This window comes from Gardnerella sp. DNF00257 (assembly GCF_049262745.1).
In the GTDB taxonomy this organism is placed as follows: Bacteria; Actinomycetota; Actinomycetes; order Actinomycetales; family Bifidobacteriaceae; genus Bifidobacterium; species Bifidobacterium piotii.
This window is the reverse complement of record NZ_CP058403.1, coordinates 1080329-1098098: the sequence shown is the minus strand read 5'-3', so window position 1 is coordinate 1098098 and position 17770 is coordinate 1080329. Positions and strand designations below refer to the sequence as shown.

Here is a 17770-nt window from a genome sequence, read left to right as displayed (position 1 = left end):
ATTTGCATTATCTGCATTATCTGCCGAAAAGTCCTGCGAGTCCGCCACCCAAATTAGGTGGCAAATCAGGCATTCCGCCAGCAAAATCACCTTCGCCACTCATAAGATTTTGAAGATTTTCTGGCAAATTATTAGGCAAATCCTGCTTCTTCTTCATAAAGGCAGATTCGCCAGCGTCATCGCCATCATTCGCATTATTTGCATAAGAATTTCCAGACAAGCGGTCTCTGAGCGCGCGCTCCTCGGCCTCGCGGCGCATAGGATTGCCAGACTTTCCGCCCTTCTTCTTGCTCTTTTTGTCTTTGCGCTTAGACTTTCCTGCGCCGCCGCCAAACCCAGGAATTCCGCCCATTCCAGGCATTCCTGCGCCGCCGCCATTGCTCATGCGCTTCATCATCTTAGCTGCTTGCTCAAAGCGTTGCAAAAGCGCATTCACCGCGGAAACTGAAACGCCTGCGCCAGCTGCGATTCGCGCGCGCCTAGAACCATCAATAATCTTGGTGTCTTTGCGCTCCTTAGGTGTCATCGAGCGAATAATCGCCTCTGTGCGGTCTATCTCGCGGTCGTCAAACTGCTCAAGCTCTTGCCTGTGCGCCGCCATTCCAGGCATCATGCCAAGAATTTTCTTCATAGAACCAAGCTTTTTAACTTGCTGAAGCTGATCCAAAAAGTCATCTAGTCCAAAAGTTCCTTCAGATATTTTGGCGGCCGCTTTTCTAGACTCTTCCTCGTCAAACTGCTTTTGCGCATTCTCAATAAGCGTTAGAATATCGCCCATGTCGAGGATTCTGGAGGCCATTCTATCTGGGTGGAAAATCTCAAAATCCTTCAAACCTTCGCCAGTGGAAGCGAACAAAATCGGCTTGCCCGTAAAGCTTGCAACAGATAGCGCAGCGCCGCCTCGTGCATCGCCATCTAACTTAGAAAGCACAACACCCGTAAAGTCAACGCCCTCGTTAAACGCTTGAGCCGTGCGAACAGCATCCTGACCAATCATGGCGTCTATAACAAACAGGATTTCTTGCGGATTAACAGCATCGCGAATTTCGCGCGCCTGCTGCATAAGAGCGTCGTCCACGCCAAGGCGACCAGCGGTATCGATAATAACCGTGTCGTACATTTTTGCGCGCGCGTAGTCAATGGAATCTCGCGCAACTTTAACAGGGTCTCCCGCCGCTAAACCAGCCGAAACAACTTCGCTGCCGCCATCACTTTGCACGCCTCGCTCTGGCGCAAAAATCGCCACGCCTGCGCGCTCTGCAACAACCTCAAGCTGCGTAACGGCGTTAGGGCGCTGCAAATCCGCCGCAACAAGCAAAGGCGTATGGCCCGAATCCTTAAGCCAGTAGCCCAATTTTCCTGCGAGCGTTGTTTTACCAGCGCCTTGCAAACCAGCAAGCATGATTACGGTTGGGGGGTATTTTGCAAAGTTCAGCGGTCGCTCAACGCCTGCGCCCAAAACGTTTGTAAGCTCGTCGTTTACAATTCGCACAACCTGTTGTGCAGGATTTAGTGCGCTAGAAACCTCTTCGCCTAGTGCGCGCTCGCGGATTTTAGCTGTAAAAGATCGCACAACGTCTAGAGCTACGTCTGCGTCTAAAAGCGCGCGGCGGATTTCGCGAATCGTGCCGTCTATGTCTGCGTCGGATAATTTGCCTTTTCGACGCAAGTGCTTGAATGCGCCAGAAAGTCTTTCTGTTAACGAACTAAATGCTGCCATAATTGCTCTATTCTACAGGTTGTTTGGAACGTTTTGTTATGTTGCTTTTTATTGCTTTTATTATGTTTACATTGTTTTTGATTAAGACAAATGCCACGATGAACCTTGTGCGCAATCTTCGATTACAACGCCAGCGGCGGTTAAAGAGTCGCGAATCGCGTCTGCGCGTGCAAAATCCTTAGCAGCGCGCGCAATCGCCCTTTGTTCTAGCTGATTTGTAATCAAGGATTCAAGAGCTTTGTGTTCCGCGCTTGCGCCACTATTCGCGCCTTCGCTCAAATCTTGCGATTTTTGCGCGTTGCTTCGCCATTGTGGGGAGTAAGGGTCTAGCCCAAGCGTGTCTAGCATTGCGCGAACTTGCAAAACACAAGTCTTAATAAGGTTTTTAATGCCATCGTTTTGACTGTTATCTTGACTTTGCGCATAGTCGTCCAAAAGCGCGTTACCAGAGCGAATCGCAGTAAAAATCGCAGCCAGCGCGCCCGAAACGTTAATGTCGTCGTTCATAGCTTTAGTAAAATCTTCTGGAAGATTATCCGCATCAACGCTTTGAACTTCCGCATAATCTGGCTGATTTTCGATTACGCGGCCAGCGCGCTCGAGGAAGTTAGATATGCGATCATAAGCCGATTGTGCCTCGTTCAAAGATTGATCCGACCACTCCAGCATTGCGCGGTACTGCACGCCGCCTAGCGCGTATCTAACAACCCACGCGGATTTTTGAGCCAGAACCGATGGAACAGAAAGGCCGTTTCCAAGGGATTTGCTCATTTTTTCGCCCTTAGATGTAACCCAAGCGGAATGCATCCACACGTTTGCGCTCTTCCATCCAGCAGCGAGTGTTTGTGCCATCTCGTTTTCGTGATGTGGGAAGCGCAAGTCTAGTCCGCCGCCGTGAATGTCGAATGAATCGCCAAGATAGCGGTGACTCATCGCTGAGCATTCAATGTGCCATCCTGGTCGGCCTGCTCCAAACGGCGTATTCCAGCGCGCGTCTTTTTGGTCAAAATCGCAAGGTGCCTTCCAAAGCGCAAAATCGCGAGCATCATGCTTATCTGGGCTTGCGTCGGCAGGGTCAATCGGATTGTATTTGTCGGCTTTGCTGGATTTGTCGTCGCTATTACTGCCATCTGAATTGCCATTTTGATGCGTAAGTGCGCCGTAATCCTGCCAACTTGGAACACTAAAATACACGTTTCCAGTAGGATTGCCATTCGCATCCGTTATTTCGTATGCGTGTCCGCGGTCGATCAAGCGCTGTATAAGCTCCACCATGTCGTTGATGTGACCAGTTGCGCGCGGCTCCACAGTAGGCGGCATAACACCAAGCGTGTTGTAAGCTTCAGTAAACTCGCGCTCGTAAATGTAGGCGCGCTGCCACCATGTTTGGCCATTTTCGCTAGCTTTTTTGATGATTTTATCGTCTATATCTGTAACATTTCTAACAAAAGTAACGTTGTAGCCAAGGCGCAAAAGCCATCGGCGAACAACGTCGAAGGCGATTGCTGCGCGAATATGACCTATGTGCGGCGAGCTTTGCACAGTTGCGCCACACACGTACATTCCAACGTGACCAGGAGTGATGGTTGTAAACTCGCTAGTGCTGTGAGTTGCCGTGTTGTATAAGCGCAATCGCGCGGCTGCTGCTGTAAGAGTTCTGTTCGTATTTTCAAGCATAATCTCAATTATATGTTTAGCTAATAACTCACGTTTAGAGCGCGCGAACGATTTGACGCATTTTGTACCATATTTGATCTAAATCACGTACAAACTCGGGGAAATAACTCCGTATTTTGTACCAGATTTGATTTAAATCACGTACATTTTCGGGCGCGACGACCTGCCTGAGCACTTAGACCGCGCGAACGATTCGACGCACTTTGTAGCTTTGGTCGTAGATAGGCGTAGGACTATGATTGCAAGCAGATAGAAAATGCAAGCGCAGCTACGGAAAAATGGCCACTAACCGCCCGCCGAATGCACGCCACTAAAATCGCAAGAAAGGATTAAAAATGCTTGATTCTTTTGATTTCGCAAAGTCTGAAGTAAAGTCTGACGTAAAATCCTACGCAAACTCTTCCGTACTCATGACCGACATGTACGAGTACACAATGCTCGACGCTGCGCTAAAAGACGGCACAGCAGACCGAAAATGCGTTTTTGAGATTTTTGCGCGACACCTTCCGCAAGGTCGCCGCTACGGAGTGGTAGCAGGCACTGGCAGAATTTTAGAGGAGCTAGCGCGATTCCACTTTAGCGACGAGGATTTGCGATTTTTGCAAGACCGCAAAATCGTAAGCAAAGACACCATTAAATGGCTAGAAAACTACCACTTTAGCGGCAAAATTCGCGGTTACAGGGAAGGTGAAATGTTCTTCCCAGATTCGCCGATTTTGCAAGTTGAAGGCACTTTTGGCGAGTGCACGCTGCTAGAAACGTTGCTGCTTTCCGTGCTTAACTACGATTGCGCGGTGGCGAGCGCCGCCGCACGCATGGTTTCCGCTTCTGCTGGAAGGCCGTGCATGGATATGGGTGGCAGGCGCACAAACGAGTGGTCGGCGGTGGCTGCCTCTCGCGCGGCGGTAATCGGTGGTTTTAAGGGCACTGCAAACTTGCTCGCGGCAAAGCTTTACGGTCTTAAGGCGATTGGAACGGCAGCGCATTGCTTTACGCTTGTGCACGACCGCGAGCGCGATGCTTTTGAGTCGCAGATTGCAGCGCTCGGCAAAGGCACAACGCTGCTTGTAGACACGTACAACGTGGAAGAGGCTGTTAAAACCGCCGTGCAAGTTGCTGGCGCGGATCTTGGCGGCGTTCGCATTGATTCGGGCGATTTGTGCGTTATGGCTCGTCGCGTGCGCGCGCAGCTCGATGCGTTAGGCGCTAAAAACACTAAAATCACAGTTACTAACGATTTGGACGAGTACGCTCTTGCGTCTTTGCAAAACGCGCCAGTCGATTCCTACGGCATTGGCACAATGCTTGTTACGGGTTCGGGCGCGCCTACTTGCGCAATGGTTTATAAGCTTACGGAGCGCCAGGGTTCGGATGGCGTTATGCAACCTGTTGCTAAGAAGTCTAAGAATAAGGCGACTGTTCCAGGGCGTAAACTTGCGTATCGTTCCTACGATTTTAGTCGAGCGAATGGCGGTGCTGCTGGCAATGGCGTAGCTGATTGTGAGCGCGTGATTTCTGGATCGGAGAGTGCGCTCGCTGCCTTTAATCCGCAAGATTCTTGGGAAGATTTGCTAGTTGACTACGTGCAAAATGGCGAATTTAATACGGAGTTTATGGGTCATGACGCGATTATGCGCGCACAAGATTATTGCGCCAAAGCGCTTAGCAGACTTCCGATTTCTGCTCAAAGTCTTATGCGCGGCGACCCTGCGATTCCTACAGAAATCAGCGTTTTAGGCTAGTTTTGCTAGTTTATAAATCAGCTCTAATTTGAGTTACTCTAAAAGCCCAGATTGTTCATCTCTTCGTAGATTTTTTTGCACTCTGGGCAAACAGGGTAGTCGTTTGCTTCGCGCTTTGGAATCCACACTTTTCCGCACAGTGCTACAACAGGGCGGCCAGTCAAGCGTGATTCGATTACGCGATCTTTGGAAACGTAGTGTGCAAAGCGATCTGCGTCGCCGCCATCGTCCATTTTTGCGGATTCGTCTACTTCTGGCTTTTCGAGCAAGCTTGTGCTTGTGCTAGACCCAGAATCTGGGAGGCTTTGCGAATCGTCTTCCATAACAGCGTTCAAATTAGCAGCGTTTAAGCTATCGCCATATTTTGAATCATTTGAAGATGAATCATTTGAAAACGTCATTGCATCCCTTTCGTACAAATCCTTTTCACACAAATCATGTTTGCATAAATCGTGTTTTGTTGCTTGCGATTTATGTTTATACAAGCATAATTCATAATCGCAACAAATATTGCGCGAGCGGCATTCTCTGTTTGCTGTTGCGCGAGGTTTGAGTATTTCTCTCCTCGCAAGTGACGCGCACTTTTGCGTATAGCTTATGAACGTTAATATTCTAAGGTTTTAGGTTTTAGTACTGCGCTATTTATTGCTCGTAGAGAAATACATCAAACCTTCTGAATATCTAGAACAATTGCGTGGCTTTTATCGCCGAGATTCTCGATTTTTCTTGCTCTCTCGGCGAGTCACCATCTAGCGACGCTGAGGCTCGCTTCGATAGCTGCGAAAAATCTCGAATCTCTACTTCGCTTGGCATCACCGCGCGCGAACGATTCGACGCACTTTGTACCATATTTGACCTGAATCATGTACAAAATGCGGGAATGGGTCATGTTGTTCGCGCGGTCAAAGCGCGTGCCAGATTCGTGCCAGACACGTGGTAACCTAAAAGCATGACTATAGCTGTTTGCCCAGGCTCCTACGATCCCGTTACAGCCGGGCACTTAGACGTGATACAACGTTGTACGCATCTTTTTAACGAAGTGCATGTTTTAGTGGCGGTTAATGCGGCCAAAACGCCCATGTTTTCCGAGTCGGAGCGCGTGGATATTATTCGCAAAGCGCTGGAAGACTTAAAAGACGATTCGCCAATCGGCAAGTTTGCGCCACCTTTGCGCGGTGCAGCTAAATCGCCAGCATGTAAAATAGTTGTTTCTTCTACAGATGGTCTTATTACAGATTATTGCAAAAAAGTCGGCGCAACCGTAATAGTTAAGGGATTGCGACAAAACGGTGACTACGAGGCGGAGCTTGGAATGGCGCTGGTTAATCGCAAGTTGGCTGGCATTGAAACCATGTTTTTGCCAGCGGATCCTATTTTGGAGCATGTTTCTAGCTCTGTTGTAAAAGATGTGGCTCGTCATGGTGGAGACGTTTCGGGAATGGTGCCAAATAATGTGATTCCACTTTTGCAAAGCGTTTTTTCTAAAACAAGTCCAATATCAAGCGCAATATCGCTAAAATAAGTACAATAAAGTCATAAATTAAAATAATAAAATAATAAAATAAGATAATAAGATAATTAAGAGATAAGAGAGCAGCTACTTAGCGAAGGAGCGAAAATGAGCGAAAACGAAGATGACACAATGGAAAGCCAGGTATCGGCAAATCGCAGCCAAAAGTTGCCATTAAATCCAGTGATTGCAAACAGTGACGATTCGCCTAGTGCTGCTTTTGAAGCTTACGACGCTGTGCCTGCTGCAAGTAAGGCTAACGATGATGATGCTAGTGATGATGCTAGTGACGCTGCTAGTGGTGCTACTAGCGATGCTGCTAGTGAATCAGCGGCTGCTAGCTACTCAGCGTCTGCTGGCGATAATGTGCAAAACTTGTTCCCAATGCCAGATTTGCGCGAGCGAGAAGACGGCGGTGCAATAGAGTTTGACGACGAAGAAGAAAACGTGTTTAAGGCAGCAGATCCGCAAACCGTTAGTGAGGAAGTGCGCACAAAGTCGCGCGAAGAGTTCACCACTGTGTACGACATAATCGACACGATGGAAACGGTGTTAAACAGCGCAAAGGGAGTGCTCTTTGCTGCTGGAATGGCAAAGGTGGATCGCGAAGAATTTGGCGATTACTTGTCTAGATTAAAAGACATGCTGCCTGTTCAGCTGGAGCGTGCTAGTGCGTTAATGCGAGAGGCGGAGAGACGTTTGCGCACGGCGCAAGCTCAAGCAAATTCTGTTGTGAGTTCGGCTCAAAGTCAGGCTGCGCAAATGGTTGAGGAAGCTCAGGAGCGAGCCAGATTCTTGGCAGGTCAAGAAAATGTTGTTGCGATTGCAAGAAACCAAGCGCGCGAGATTGTAAACAATGCGCAAGCAAAGGCCGAAAAGCTTACTCGCGGTGCGGATCAGTACAGTGCCACGGTTATGGAAGGCTTAAAGCAGCAATTAGACAAGCTTGAGCAAGACGTTCAAGCAGGTCAGCGCGTTTTAGAAGAGCGTAGACGCGCTGCTGCACACGTTCAAAATGAGGCTGCTAGTAAGATAGATGACGAATTTGACAGCGAGAGCAGCGAAATAAGCAAAAGTGACGAAAGGAATTAAAATGACATCGCATCCCTCCCAGTCTTTGTGGGCGGTACCAGTTGCGCAAATGGCGGCGCGAGCGGGAAGTAGCATGCAGTTGCATCGCGCATTCCCAGCGCCAGAGGGCATTGGAGACAGCGTTATTGGCGTGCAGCCAGGGAGCGATGTTACAGTAGACGGCAATTTTGATTCCGTTGTGGACGGGCTTATGTTCCAGGGCACGATTACAGCGCGAGTGCATGCAGAGTGCTCGCGATGCTTGATGCCGTTGCATAGGGATTGGCCTGTTGATGTGTGCGCGTTTTTTGCGCGCGTGGAAAGCGGCAAAGGCAGCAAGGGTGCAAATGGCGGCGCGCGTTCTAATAACTCTAATAACTCTAATGATGATTTAGAAGATGCTGATATTTGGGACGAAGGCGACGATTCTGGAAATGTGTATCCGCTGGTTGGTGGCGGCGATTTTGCCGACATTGAGGCGCTAATTCGAGACACAATGGTTAGCGAGTTGCCACTTAAGCCTTTGTGCGAGCCAGATTGCAAGGGTCTCTGCACTCAGTGCGGAGAGAATCTGAATGAGCATCCAGAGCATCATCACGACGTTACGGATATTCGTTTTGCGGCGCTTGAAGGTCTTAAGGAAAAGCTTGAAAACTCGCAAAATCGCAGCTGATTTGCGCTCCGACCTGCATGAATGCTTTGATCGCGTGCGCGACGACCTGCCTTTCCGCTTTTTGTACCAAATTTGGCGTAAATTACGTACAAACTCCGGAAAAACCCTCCGCTTTTTGTACCAAAATCGACATAAATTACGTACAAAACCCGTCAAACAACTCCGCATTTTGTACCATATTTGACCATAATTACGTACAAAATGCGGAAATATCGCTCGCGCGGTCAAAGCGCATGCGCGAGGCAAATCTAACAAATTTGTAGTGCGATTTTGCATAATGTATGGCGCTTGCTGTAATATACAGAACGCTTAAGCTCAATCGGTTGAACGAAATAGAGGAAAGATTATGGCACTGCCAAAGTACAAGACCTCGCGCGCTAATACTCATTCGCGTCGCGCCAATTGGAAGGCTTCTGCCGTGCAGACTATTACCTGCCCGAACTGCGGTTCGCCAGCGTTGTCTCACATGGCTTGCCCAACCTGCGGTAACTTCCGCGGTCGCGTGTATCGCGAAGCAATTCGCTCTGCGCACACCAAGTAGGTTGTATTTTAAGAGAACCCTGCCATCGACGGGTGGCAGGGTTTTTGCGTTTTTACTAGTTTGTGTTGTTTCCCGAAAATGTACGTGATTTAGGTCAAATTTGGTACAAAGTGCGTCAGTTTGTTCCGCTTTTTGTACGTGATTTAGGTGTTTTTTGGTACAAAGTCGGGAAAAGTTGACGGGTTTTGTTGTTTTGCACGCTGATTATAGCAACAAAGTCGGGAAGCATATAGCGCAAATCAACGACTTCAACGCATGCGCTATAATGTTGAAAATATGAGTGGGAACAATACAAAAGATCAAAATGGCGTCAAAAACGATATAAATGGCGTTCAAAATGACGACCAGCACGGCGCATGCACGAACCCAAATCAGCCACAAGACGCTAGAACTAGCAGCATTGGCGTTGCACGAACACAAGACGGACACACACAAAATGGTGACCCTACTCAGGAGCTTTTGCGCGCGCTTGGCACTACGATTTCGCCAGATTTGCTTGTTGAGGCGCTCACTCATCGATCTTTTTCGCACGAGCATCCAGGCACTAAAAACTACGAGCGCCTAGAGTTTTTGGGGGATGCTGTTTTGGAGCTTGTTTCTACAGAAACGCTGTTTTCTGCTCACCCAGACATGACGGAAGGTCAGTTGGCTAAGCTTCGCGCTAAGGCTGTTTCGGAGTGGGCTTTGAGCGCGGTTGCGCGAGATAAGTTGCATGTTGGGCCGTATATTCTTTTGGGTCATGGCGAGATGGAGCATGGCGGCGCTCAAAAAGACTCGATTTTGTGCGATATTGTTGAGGCGCTTATTGGCGCGACTTTTGTTGAGCATGGCATTGACGAGGCGCGCGCTGTAGTGCATCGCTTGATTGACGACACTTTGGCGGAGGTTCTTACGGAAGGCCCAGCTTTGGATTGGAAGACTTCGCTTACGGTTTTGGCGCACGAGATGGGGCTTGACGAGCCGCAATATAGAATGTCGGTTTCTGGCCCAGATTACGCGCCTGTGTTCCGTGCGCGCGCGGTTTTGGCGCACGAAAACGGCGATGAGCTGCTCGGCGAGGCGGATGGTTCTAGCAAGCGCAAGGCTCAGCTTGCTGCTGCAGATAAAGCTTGGCATGTGTTGGATAGAAGGCGTAAATCGAGCGCGAGCGAAGAAAGCGGTAATTAGGTCTTTCTGATTGCTGTTATATAGGCGATTTGAGGCGGTTCTATGGCTAGCAGTCGTAATAATAATGATTCATTATTTGACGATGATTCAGCATCATCAACGGTTGCTGGCGACTTTTGCGACTTATGCTACCACTGTGCGCGCTACGTTGACTATTTGCGCGCCAACAAAGGCCTTGGGGAGGCCACTTTGCGCGCGTACGGCGCGGATGTTTTGCAATGCTTAGAGTGGTGTAGCAGCAACGGTTTTTGCGATTTGCGCGCGGTTTCCACGGGTGTTTTGCGCCAATGGATGTATTGGCTTAACAAGAATCACGCGCGCTCGAGTTTGGCGCGCAAAGTGGTAGCTGTGCGCGGCTTTTTTGCGTGGGCTAAGCACGTTGGTTTGATTAGCGCAAATCCTGCGCAAATTCTTTCAACTCCTAAGATTGCTAATGAGCTTCCTACTGTTTTAGACGAAGCGCAAGCGCAAAAGTTGCTTGATTATGCGGATAGTTATGCAGATAATTGCGCAGATAGTTGCGCCGATAACTTTGCGCAGGATTCAACTGAGCAAAGCAGCACGCAAAAAAAGCCTCGCGCGCAAAAGTCGCAAACTTCCGATCGTAAAGAAAACACGCCACTAAAATCGCCCCAAAAATCCCCTCAAGAACATGCGCTAGCCCTTAGAAACGCTGCGATTCTAGAGCTTTTATACGCAACGGGCATGCGCGTGGGGGAGCTTACAAGCATTAATGTGCAAGATATGGATTTTGAAAATCACACTGTAAAAGTTACAGGTAAAGGGAACAAGCAGCGCGTGGTGCCGTTTGGCGTTCCTGCTGCAAACGCGTGCAAAGAGTGGATTGAGCATGGTCGAAGTGAGCTGCTAGAAAAGCACGCAGAAACCTCGCAAGCGTTGTTTTTGGGCGCGCGAGCAAAGCGCATCGATCAGCGCATTGTTAGAAGCATTGTTCACGAGGCTGCAGCTGCTGCAAACGTGCCAGATGTTGCACCGCACGCGCTTCGCCACAGTGCTGCAACGCATATGCTCAACGGTGGAGCGGATCTTCGCGAAGTTCAAGAGCTTTTGGGTCATTCGTCGCTTAACACAACGCAGCGCTACACGCACGTTTCTATTCAAGCTCTTAAGCAGCGCTACTCGCAAGCCTTCCCTCGTGCCTAGAAAAATAAGGTTTATGCAGAGAATGAAAAGATGTGATTTGAATCACGTAATGCCGCCGCGTGGCTAAATGTATAATCGACTTATAAGCTTGATAGGAGGGTAAAACAGTGGTTGATGATTCAAATAAGCCTGAATCAAGCGCATCATTGAATGAGAATGTAGCGAATCAAAACGAATCCAGCGCGGCAGACGTTGAAATGAGCCAGTATGTGGCAGATCGCTCTCGCGTAAACGAAGATAAAATTCGCCAAGACGAGCAAATCGTTGCCGAATTTGGCGAATACAATTACGGCTGGCATGATTCGGACGCTGCAGGCGAGGCTGCAAAGAAGGGCATTGACGAGTCGGTTGTTCGCGCAATTTCTGCCGATAAACATGAGCCAGAATGGATGCTAAACCTTCGTTTGCAAGGCTACCGCGCGTTTTTGCAAAAGCCGATGCCAGATTGGGGCGTGGATTTAAGCGGTTTTGACGCAGACGATTTTAAGTATTACGTTCGCCCAGTACACGATCAAGCGAAAACTTGGGACGATTTGCCAGAAGACATTCGCAAAACTTACGATAGGCTTGGCATTCCAGAAGCGGAGAAAAAGCGCTTGGTTTCGGGCGTTGCAGCACAGTACGAGTCGGAAGTTATTTACAATTCGATTCGCGAAGACTTGGCTGCGCAAGGCGTAATTTTTGTTGATACAGATACGGCAGTTCAAAAGTATCCAGAGCTTGTAAAAAAGTATTTTGCAACTGTGATTCCAGTTGACGACAACAAGTTTGCGGCTCTTAACACCGCAGCTTGGAGTGGCGGCTCGTTTGTGTACGTGCCAAAAGGCGTGCATGTTGATATTCCGCTGCAGGCTTACTTCCGCATTAACACGCCGAACATGGGTCAGTTTGAGCGCACGTTGATTATTGCAGATGAAGGCTCGTACGTGCATTACGTTGAAGGTTGCACAGCTCCGATTTATTCCACGGATTCGCTCCACGCTGCAAACGTTGAGATTGTTGTAGAAAAGCATGCGCGCGTGCGATACACAACCGTGCAAAACTGGTCAAATAACGTGTACAACTTGGTAACTCAGCGAGCCTACGTGCGCGAAGGCGGCACAATGGAGTGGGTTGATGGAAACATTGGCTCCAAGGCTACTATGAAGTATCCTGCATGCATTCTTGCTGAGCCGTACGCAAAAGCAGAAACCATGTCTTTGAGCTTTGCTGGCCGCGGTCAGTACCAAGATACGGGTGCGAAGATGATTCACTTGGCTCCGCACACAAGTTCCACGATTGTTGCTAAGTCGATTTCGCGCGGCGGAGGTCGCTCGGCTTACCGCGGTCTTGTGAAGATTGTTAAGGGCGCTAGTGGCTCCAGCTCGTCGGTTGTGTGCGACGCTTTGCTTGTTGACGATTTTTCTAGGTCCGACACTTATCCGCATGTTGACGTGCGCGAAGATAACGTTTCGATGGCTCACGAGGCCACTGTTTCCAAGGTTTCTGAGGATCAGCTTTTCTATTTGATGAGCCGAGGGCTGGAAGAAAAAGAGGCTATGGGCATGATTGTTCGCGGCTTTGTGGAGCCGATTAGTCGCCAGCTGCCAATGGAGTATGCTCTGGAGCTTAATCGTCTTGTGGAATTGCAAATGGAAGGATCCGTGGGGTGATGAGCGAAGATCTGAAAAAGAATTTGAGCGATAATCTAGGCAATAAAATGACAGAAAAAGAAATTAATATTCCTGTAGCAGACCCTAACGATCCTTATGCTGTTCCTGCTGCAATGCCTTCTAGTGCAGATAAATCCGTGCGCTCTTTTAACGTGCAAGACTTTGCGATTCCAACGCGCAAGCAGGAAGATTGGCGGTACACGCCAGTTGAGCGAATCTCCGAGTTTTTTGATAGCTTTGAGCCGTCTAACAACGTTGCTGTGGAGCTAAAAGGCGTTGATGGCGATTCGCATGCAACTCTGCAAATTCTGCCAAAAAACGAGGCTCCGCACACAGAAATGAAGCCTTCGGATCGCGTGGCTGCTGTTGCGTGGAATTCTGCAAAGTCGGCATACGTTTTGCATGTTTGTGGCGAAGTTACAAAGCCAATAATATTGCAAATCCACGGAAACAACTTGCAATCACTAGACGCTGCGAAATCGCTAGACGCATTGCCGCTAGACGCATTGCACTTAGTGATTGAAGCCGATTCTTACACAAACGCGGATATTATTGTAGAACACACAGGAGTTGCAAAGCTTGCTGAAGGCGTAGAAATCATTCTTGGAGATAATGCGCACGTTTCTACAACGTTCATTCAAGAGTGGGATTCAGGCAGCAAACACGTTGGAAATCATAGGATTCACGTGGGTGCTGGTGCGTCTCTTCGTCACACAATGGTCACGCTTGGCGGAGATGTTGTGCGAATCCGCATGGATCAGGATTTTGGCGGCGAAAAGGGCGATTTGAACATGCTTGGCATGTATTTTGTGGATCCAGGCGAGCATGTTGAGCATCGTACGATGGTTGTGCACAATCACCCAGAATGCAAGTCGCGAGTAGTGTATAAGGGCGCGCTTTACGGCAAAGGAGCGCATTCTACATGGGTTGGAAACGCGCTTATTAAGCCAGAAGCTCCAGGCACGGATTCGTACGAGTTGAACAGAAACCTGGTGCTAACTCCTGGAGCGATTGCTGATTCGGAGCCAAATTTGGAAATCGAAAACGGCAATATTATTGGCGCAGGTCACGCAAGTTCTGTTGGCAGATTCGACGACGAGGAGCTGTTTTACTTGCAATCTCGCGGCGTGAGCGAGGCGGATGCTAGAAAGCTTGTTGTGCGCGGATTCTTTAACGAGCTTATTGATGAGATTGGCGTGCCGCAAATCGTAGATCATTTGATGGCTGCGATTGAGAGGCGTTTAGCTAAGACGGAAGAATCGCAAGCAACCGCACCATCACGCGAATCGCAAGCAACCGACGAATCGAAATATGCGGAAGAATAGGAGATAAACATGTCAACTTTAGAAATCAAGGATTTGTACGCGTCTGTAGAAACAAAAGAGGGACGCAAGCAAATCTTAAAGGGCGTAAATCTTACAGTTAATTCTGGCGAAACGCACGCGATTATGGGTCCGAATGGCTCTGGAAAGTCTACTCTCGCATACACTTTGGCAGGTCACCCAAAGTACGAGGTGGATTCGGGCCAGGTGCTTCTAGACGGCGAAGATATTTTGAAGATGACTCCAGACGAGCGCGCAAAAGCTGGGCTGTTCCTTGCGATGCAATACCCTGTAGAGGTACCTGGCGTTTCGATGACGAACTTTTTGCGCACAGCAAAAACAGAAGTGAGCGGCGAGGCTCCGACTTTGCGCGCGTGGGTTAAAGAGCTTAACGAAGCAATGAAGCGCTTAAGAATGGATCCAAAGTTTGCATCTCGTTCTGTAAACGAGGGATTTTCGGGCGGCGAGAAAAAGCGCGCGGAAGTTTTGCAACTAGAGATTCTAAAGCCAAAGTTTGCGATTTTAGACGAGACGGATTCTGGACTAGACGTGGATGCTTTGCGAATTGTTTCGGAAGGCGTAAATCGTGCTAAAGAAAGCACTGGTTTGGGCATTATGATGGTTACGCATTACACGCGAATCCTTAAGTATATTAAGCCAGATATTGTGCACGTTTTTGCGCAAGGTCACTTTGTAAAGACTGCAGGGCCAGAGCTTGCAGACGAGTTGGAAGAAGAAGGATACGACAAGTATTTGCCAGAAGGTGCCAGCGAGTCTGCGATTGCATGAATCGACCTGCATGAGCGCTTAAAGCGCGAGAGCAACATGATCTTCTATTCCGCGTTTTGTACGTGATTTAGGCCAAATCTGGTACAAAGTGCGGAAGGTTGTTCCGTGTTTTGTAGTCCTACATGCTGTTTAGAGCTACAAAATGCGTCAACATTTCTCGTGTAATGGCGTGTCTAAAGCCGCGAGTAAACTCGTTTAGGTTTGGCTAAATCAAATGGAAGAGGTTTGTAATGACTGTTCGCGGTGATATTAGAAATGTGGCAATCGTAGCGCACGTTGACCATGGTAAAACAACGCTCGTAAATGCCATGCTTCAGCAGTCGCACGTATTCTCTGAGCGAGAAGAAGTGCCAGACCGCGTAATGGACTCCAACGACCTTGAGCGCGAAAAGGGCATCACCATTCTTGCCAAGAACACGGCCGTGCAATACACTGGCCCGCTCGCAGAAAAGTACGGTCATCCAGAGGGAATCACAATCAACGTAATCGATACCCCAGGTCACGCCGACTTTGGTGGCGAGGTAGAGCGCGGCATCTCCATGGTTGATGGCGTTGTGCTGCTTGTTGACGCTTCCGAAGGCCCACTTCCGCAAACTCGATTCGTTCTACGCAAGGCTCTTGAGGCGAAGCTGCCAGTGATTTTGTGCGTTAACAAAACGGATCGTCCAGATGCGCGTATTGACGAGGTTGTGAGCGAGGCTACAGATTTGCTTCTAGGTCTTGCACAAGACGTTGTAGAAGAAGGAATCGACCTCGATATTGATTCGCTTCTTGATTTGCCTGTTATTTATTGTGCTGCAAAAGCTGGCTATGCATCCTTGAATCAGCCAGAAAACGGCGGTTTGCCAGACAACGATAATTTGGAGCCGCTTTTTGACTCTATTATTTCCAATATTCCAGCGCCAGAGTACGAGGAAGGCGCACCTCTTCAGGCGCACGTTGCAAACATTGATTCTTCCGACTTCCTTGGCCGCTTGGGCTTAGTGCGAATCTACAATGGCATTTTGGAAAAGGGCAAGACTTACGGGCTTTCTCGCGTAGACGGCTCGATTGAAAACTTCCGTGTTTCCGAGCTTTTGCGCACTCAAGGCTTGGAGCGCACTCCTGTTGCATCTGCAGGCCCTGGCGATATTGTTGCAGTTGCAGGCGTTAACGACATTATGATTGGTGAGACGATTGTGGATCAGAACGATCCAAAGCCTCTTCCATTGATTCACGTTGACGACCCAGCTATCTCCATGACTTTCGGCATTAACGATTCGCCGCTTGCTGGCACAGAAGGCAAGGATCACAAGCTTACAGCGCGTATGATTAAAGATAGGCTTGATCGCGAGCTTATTGGTAACGTGTCTATTAAGGTTCTTCCAACAGACCGCCCAGATGCTTGGGAAGTTCAAGGTCGTGGCGAGTTGGCGTTGGCAGTTTTGGCGGAGCAAATGCGTCGCGAAGGCTACGAGCTTACAGTTGGCCGCCCTCAAGTTGTTACTAAGACGATTGACGGCCAAATTAACGAGCCTATGGAAAACACTACGATTGATGTTCCAGAAGAATACATGGGTACTGTTACGCAGCTTATGGCAGATCGCAAGGGCCGCATGGATTCTATGAGCAATCACGGATCTGGCTGGATTCGCTTGCAATTTACTGTTCCTTCGCGTGGTCTTATTGGCTTCCGCACGGCTCTTCTTTCTGCAACTCGCGGAACGGGAATCGCAAGCTCTATTTCTGCAGGCTACGCGCCTTGGGCTGGTCAGATTGTAACTCGCCAGAATGGCTCTATGGTTTGCGATCGTAAGGGTGTTGCAACTCCTTATGCTATGCAGCGTTTGCAGGCGCGCGGCGTGTTCTTTGTGGATCCGCAAAGCCCTGTGTACGAAGGTCAAATCGTTGGTATTAACAACAAGCCAGACGAGTTGGATGTTAACATTACGCTTGCTAAGCATATGACTAACATGCGTTCTTCTACAGCAGATGTGCTTGAGACTTTGACTCCACCAATTAAGATGAGCTTGGAAGAGTCTCTTGACTTTGCTAACGAAGATGAGTGCGTGGAAGTTACACCTGAGTCGATTCGCGTGCGCAAGATTATTTTGAGCCGTGACGAGTGGTATAAGTGGCGCGCTAAGCAGCGTAGGCAGAACAACAACGCTGCATGATTGCTGCGTAAATTTAGCGTGATTTCTTAAAATATTCCTTAAAATGATGTTTAACATAAAGTCGCATTCCGTGCTATTTGCTAGCAAGTGTGCGGCTTTATGCGTTTTGGCCGCATTTTGCGCGGTTTTGGGCACGTTTGCGCACCGAATGGGCGCTATGTACGGCTTTCCGTACGGTATTGTAATCGCGCTTTTGCTTGTTACTTTGAGCGCATGTTTTGCTCGCATGCTTTGTGGCATGTTTGGCTTTATTTTGCATGCAATCGTGTGTTGTTCGGTTGTGTGGATGATTGCGCTTGGATGGTTTAGAGTTTTTGGCGCATTTCGCGGCGTGCTAGTTGCCATTGGCTTTAGCGTGGATAATCTTCCGTGGATTGCACAAAATGCTGGATATTTTTGGCTTTATGGCGTGATTATTGCTCACGCAGTTTTGCTTTGTATGCCTAATAAATTTTTTGTTATTTCTGGCGCTAAATAAGTGGCACTAAATCAGTGGTAGTGGCGCTAAATAAGTGGTAGTGGCGCTAAATAAGTGGTGCCAAATCAGTGTAAGGTAGTCTTACTTATAGTCTTAGAGTAGTCTTAT

At 48.7% G+C, this 17770-nt stretch carries 15 protein-coding genes; 12 read left to right on the top strand and 3 right to left on the bottom strand.

Features of this window, described 5'->3' with window-relative positions:
* Positions 1 to 16: 16 nt before the first annotated feature.
* Both ffh and cysS read right to left on the bottom strand, forming a co-directional pair.
* Positions 17 to 1720, bottom strand: coding sequence for a signal recognition particle protein (ffh, locus tag HXT23_RS04190; protein ID WP_422112743.1), 1704 nt, complete (start codon positions 1718 to 1720; stop codon positions 17 to 19).
* Positions 1721 to 1801: 81 nt separating this feature from the next.
* On the bottom strand, positions 1802 to 3397 hold the full coding sequence (gene cysS, locus HXT23_RS04185) for a cysteine--tRNA ligase (RefSeq protein ID WP_422112742.1): 1596 nt from the start codon (positions 3395 to 3397) through the stop codon (positions 1802 to 1804).
* Positions 3398 to 3732: 335 nt separating this feature from the next.
* Between cysS and HXT23_RS04180 the strand changes: the two genes are divergently transcribed.
* Positions 3733 to 5139 (top strand): nicotinate phosphoribosyltransferase, encoded by a 1407-nt coding sequence (locus HXT23_RS04180; RefSeq protein ID WP_422112741.1) that lies wholly within the window; start codon positions 3733 to 3735, stop codon positions 5137 to 5139.
* A gap of 38 nt (positions 5140 to 5177) precedes the next feature.
* Here the strand turns inward: HXT23_RS04180 and HXT23_RS04175 are convergent, their stop codons facing one another.
* On the bottom strand, positions 5178 to 5462 hold the full coding sequence (locus HXT23_RS04175; RefSeq protein ID WP_415696601.1) for a DUF3039 domain-containing protein: 285 nt from the start codon (positions 5460 to 5462) through the stop codon (positions 5178 to 5180).
* Between the two features lie 626 nt (positions 5463 to 6088).
* Here HXT23_RS04175 and coaD point away from each other — a divergent pair.
* The 11 genes from coaD (at position 6089) to HXT23_RS04120 (ending at position 17662) form a co-directional block, all read left to right on the top strand.
* Complete coding sequence (coaD, locus tag HXT23_RS04170; RefSeq protein WP_422112740.1) at positions 6089 to 6661, top strand: pantetheine-phosphate adenylyltransferase; 573 nt, start codon at positions 6089 to 6091, stop codon at positions 6659 to 6661.
* 96 nt (positions 6662 to 6757) lie between these two features.
* Positions 6758 to 7741 carry a hypothetical protein gene (locus tag HXT23_RS04165; RefSeq protein ID WP_422112739.1) on the top strand — a complete coding sequence of 328 codons (984 nt, stop codon included), beginning with the start codon at positions 6758 to 6760 and terminating at the stop codon, positions 7739 to 7741.
* Position 7742: 1 nt separating this feature from the next.
* Positions 7743 to 8393: a YceD family protein gene (locus tag HXT23_RS04160; RefSeq protein ID WP_032839583.1), complete on the top strand. Its 651-nt coding sequence runs from the start codon at positions 7743 to 7745 to the stop codon at positions 8391 to 8393.
* Between the two features lie 346 nt (positions 8394 to 8739).
* Positions 8740 to 8934, top strand: a complete 195-nt coding sequence (gene rpmF, locus HXT23_RS04155; protein ID WP_004113441.1) for a 50S ribosomal protein L32 — start codon at positions 8740 to 8742, stop codon at positions 8932 to 8934.
* 255 nt (positions 8935 to 9189) lie between these two features.
* Positions 9190 to 10101 (top strand): ribonuclease III, encoded by a 912-nt coding sequence (gene rnc, locus HXT23_RS04150; protein ID WP_248899451.1) that lies wholly within the window; start codon positions 9190 to 9192, stop codon positions 10099 to 10101.
* A 42-nt stretch (positions 10102 to 10143) separates the two neighbouring features.
* Positions 10144 to 11265 (top strand): tyrosine recombinase XerC, encoded by a 1122-nt coding sequence (locus HXT23_RS04145; RefSeq protein WP_422112738.1) that lies wholly within the window; start codon positions 10144 to 10146, stop codon positions 11263 to 11265.
* Between the two features lie 107 nt (positions 11266 to 11372).
* A complete protein-coding gene (gene sufB, locus HXT23_RS04140) occupies positions 11373 to 12917 on the top strand; it encodes a Fe-S cluster assembly protein SufB (protein WP_004574697.1) in 1545 nt (514 codons plus the stop codon).
* Positions 12917 to 14242, top strand: a complete 1326-nt coding sequence (gene sufD, locus HXT23_RS04135) for a Fe-S cluster assembly protein SufD (RefSeq protein WP_422112737.1) — start codon at positions 12917 to 12919, stop codon at positions 14240 to 14242. The genes sufB and sufD overlap by 1 nt, the downstream gene beginning before the upstream one ends.
* A gap of 9 nt (positions 14243 to 14251) precedes the next feature.
* Entirely contained in the window at positions 14252 to 15028 is a 777-nt protein-coding gene (gene sufC / locus HXT23_RS04130; protein WP_004113429.1) for a Fe-S cluster assembly ATPase SufC, read from the top strand.
* 230 nt (positions 15029 to 15258) lie between these two features.
* Complete coding sequence (gene typA / locus HXT23_RS04125; protein ID WP_004574694.1) at positions 15259 to 17184, top strand: translational GTPase TypA; 1926 nt, start codon at positions 15259 to 15261, stop codon at positions 17182 to 17184.
* A 43-nt stretch (positions 17185 to 17227) separates the two neighbouring features.
* A complete protein-coding gene (locus tag HXT23_RS04120) occupies positions 17228 to 17662 on the top strand; it encodes an alcohol dehydrogenase (RefSeq protein ID WP_415680749.1) in 435 nt (144 codons plus the stop codon).
* Positions 17663 to 17770 lie beyond the last annotated feature (108 nt).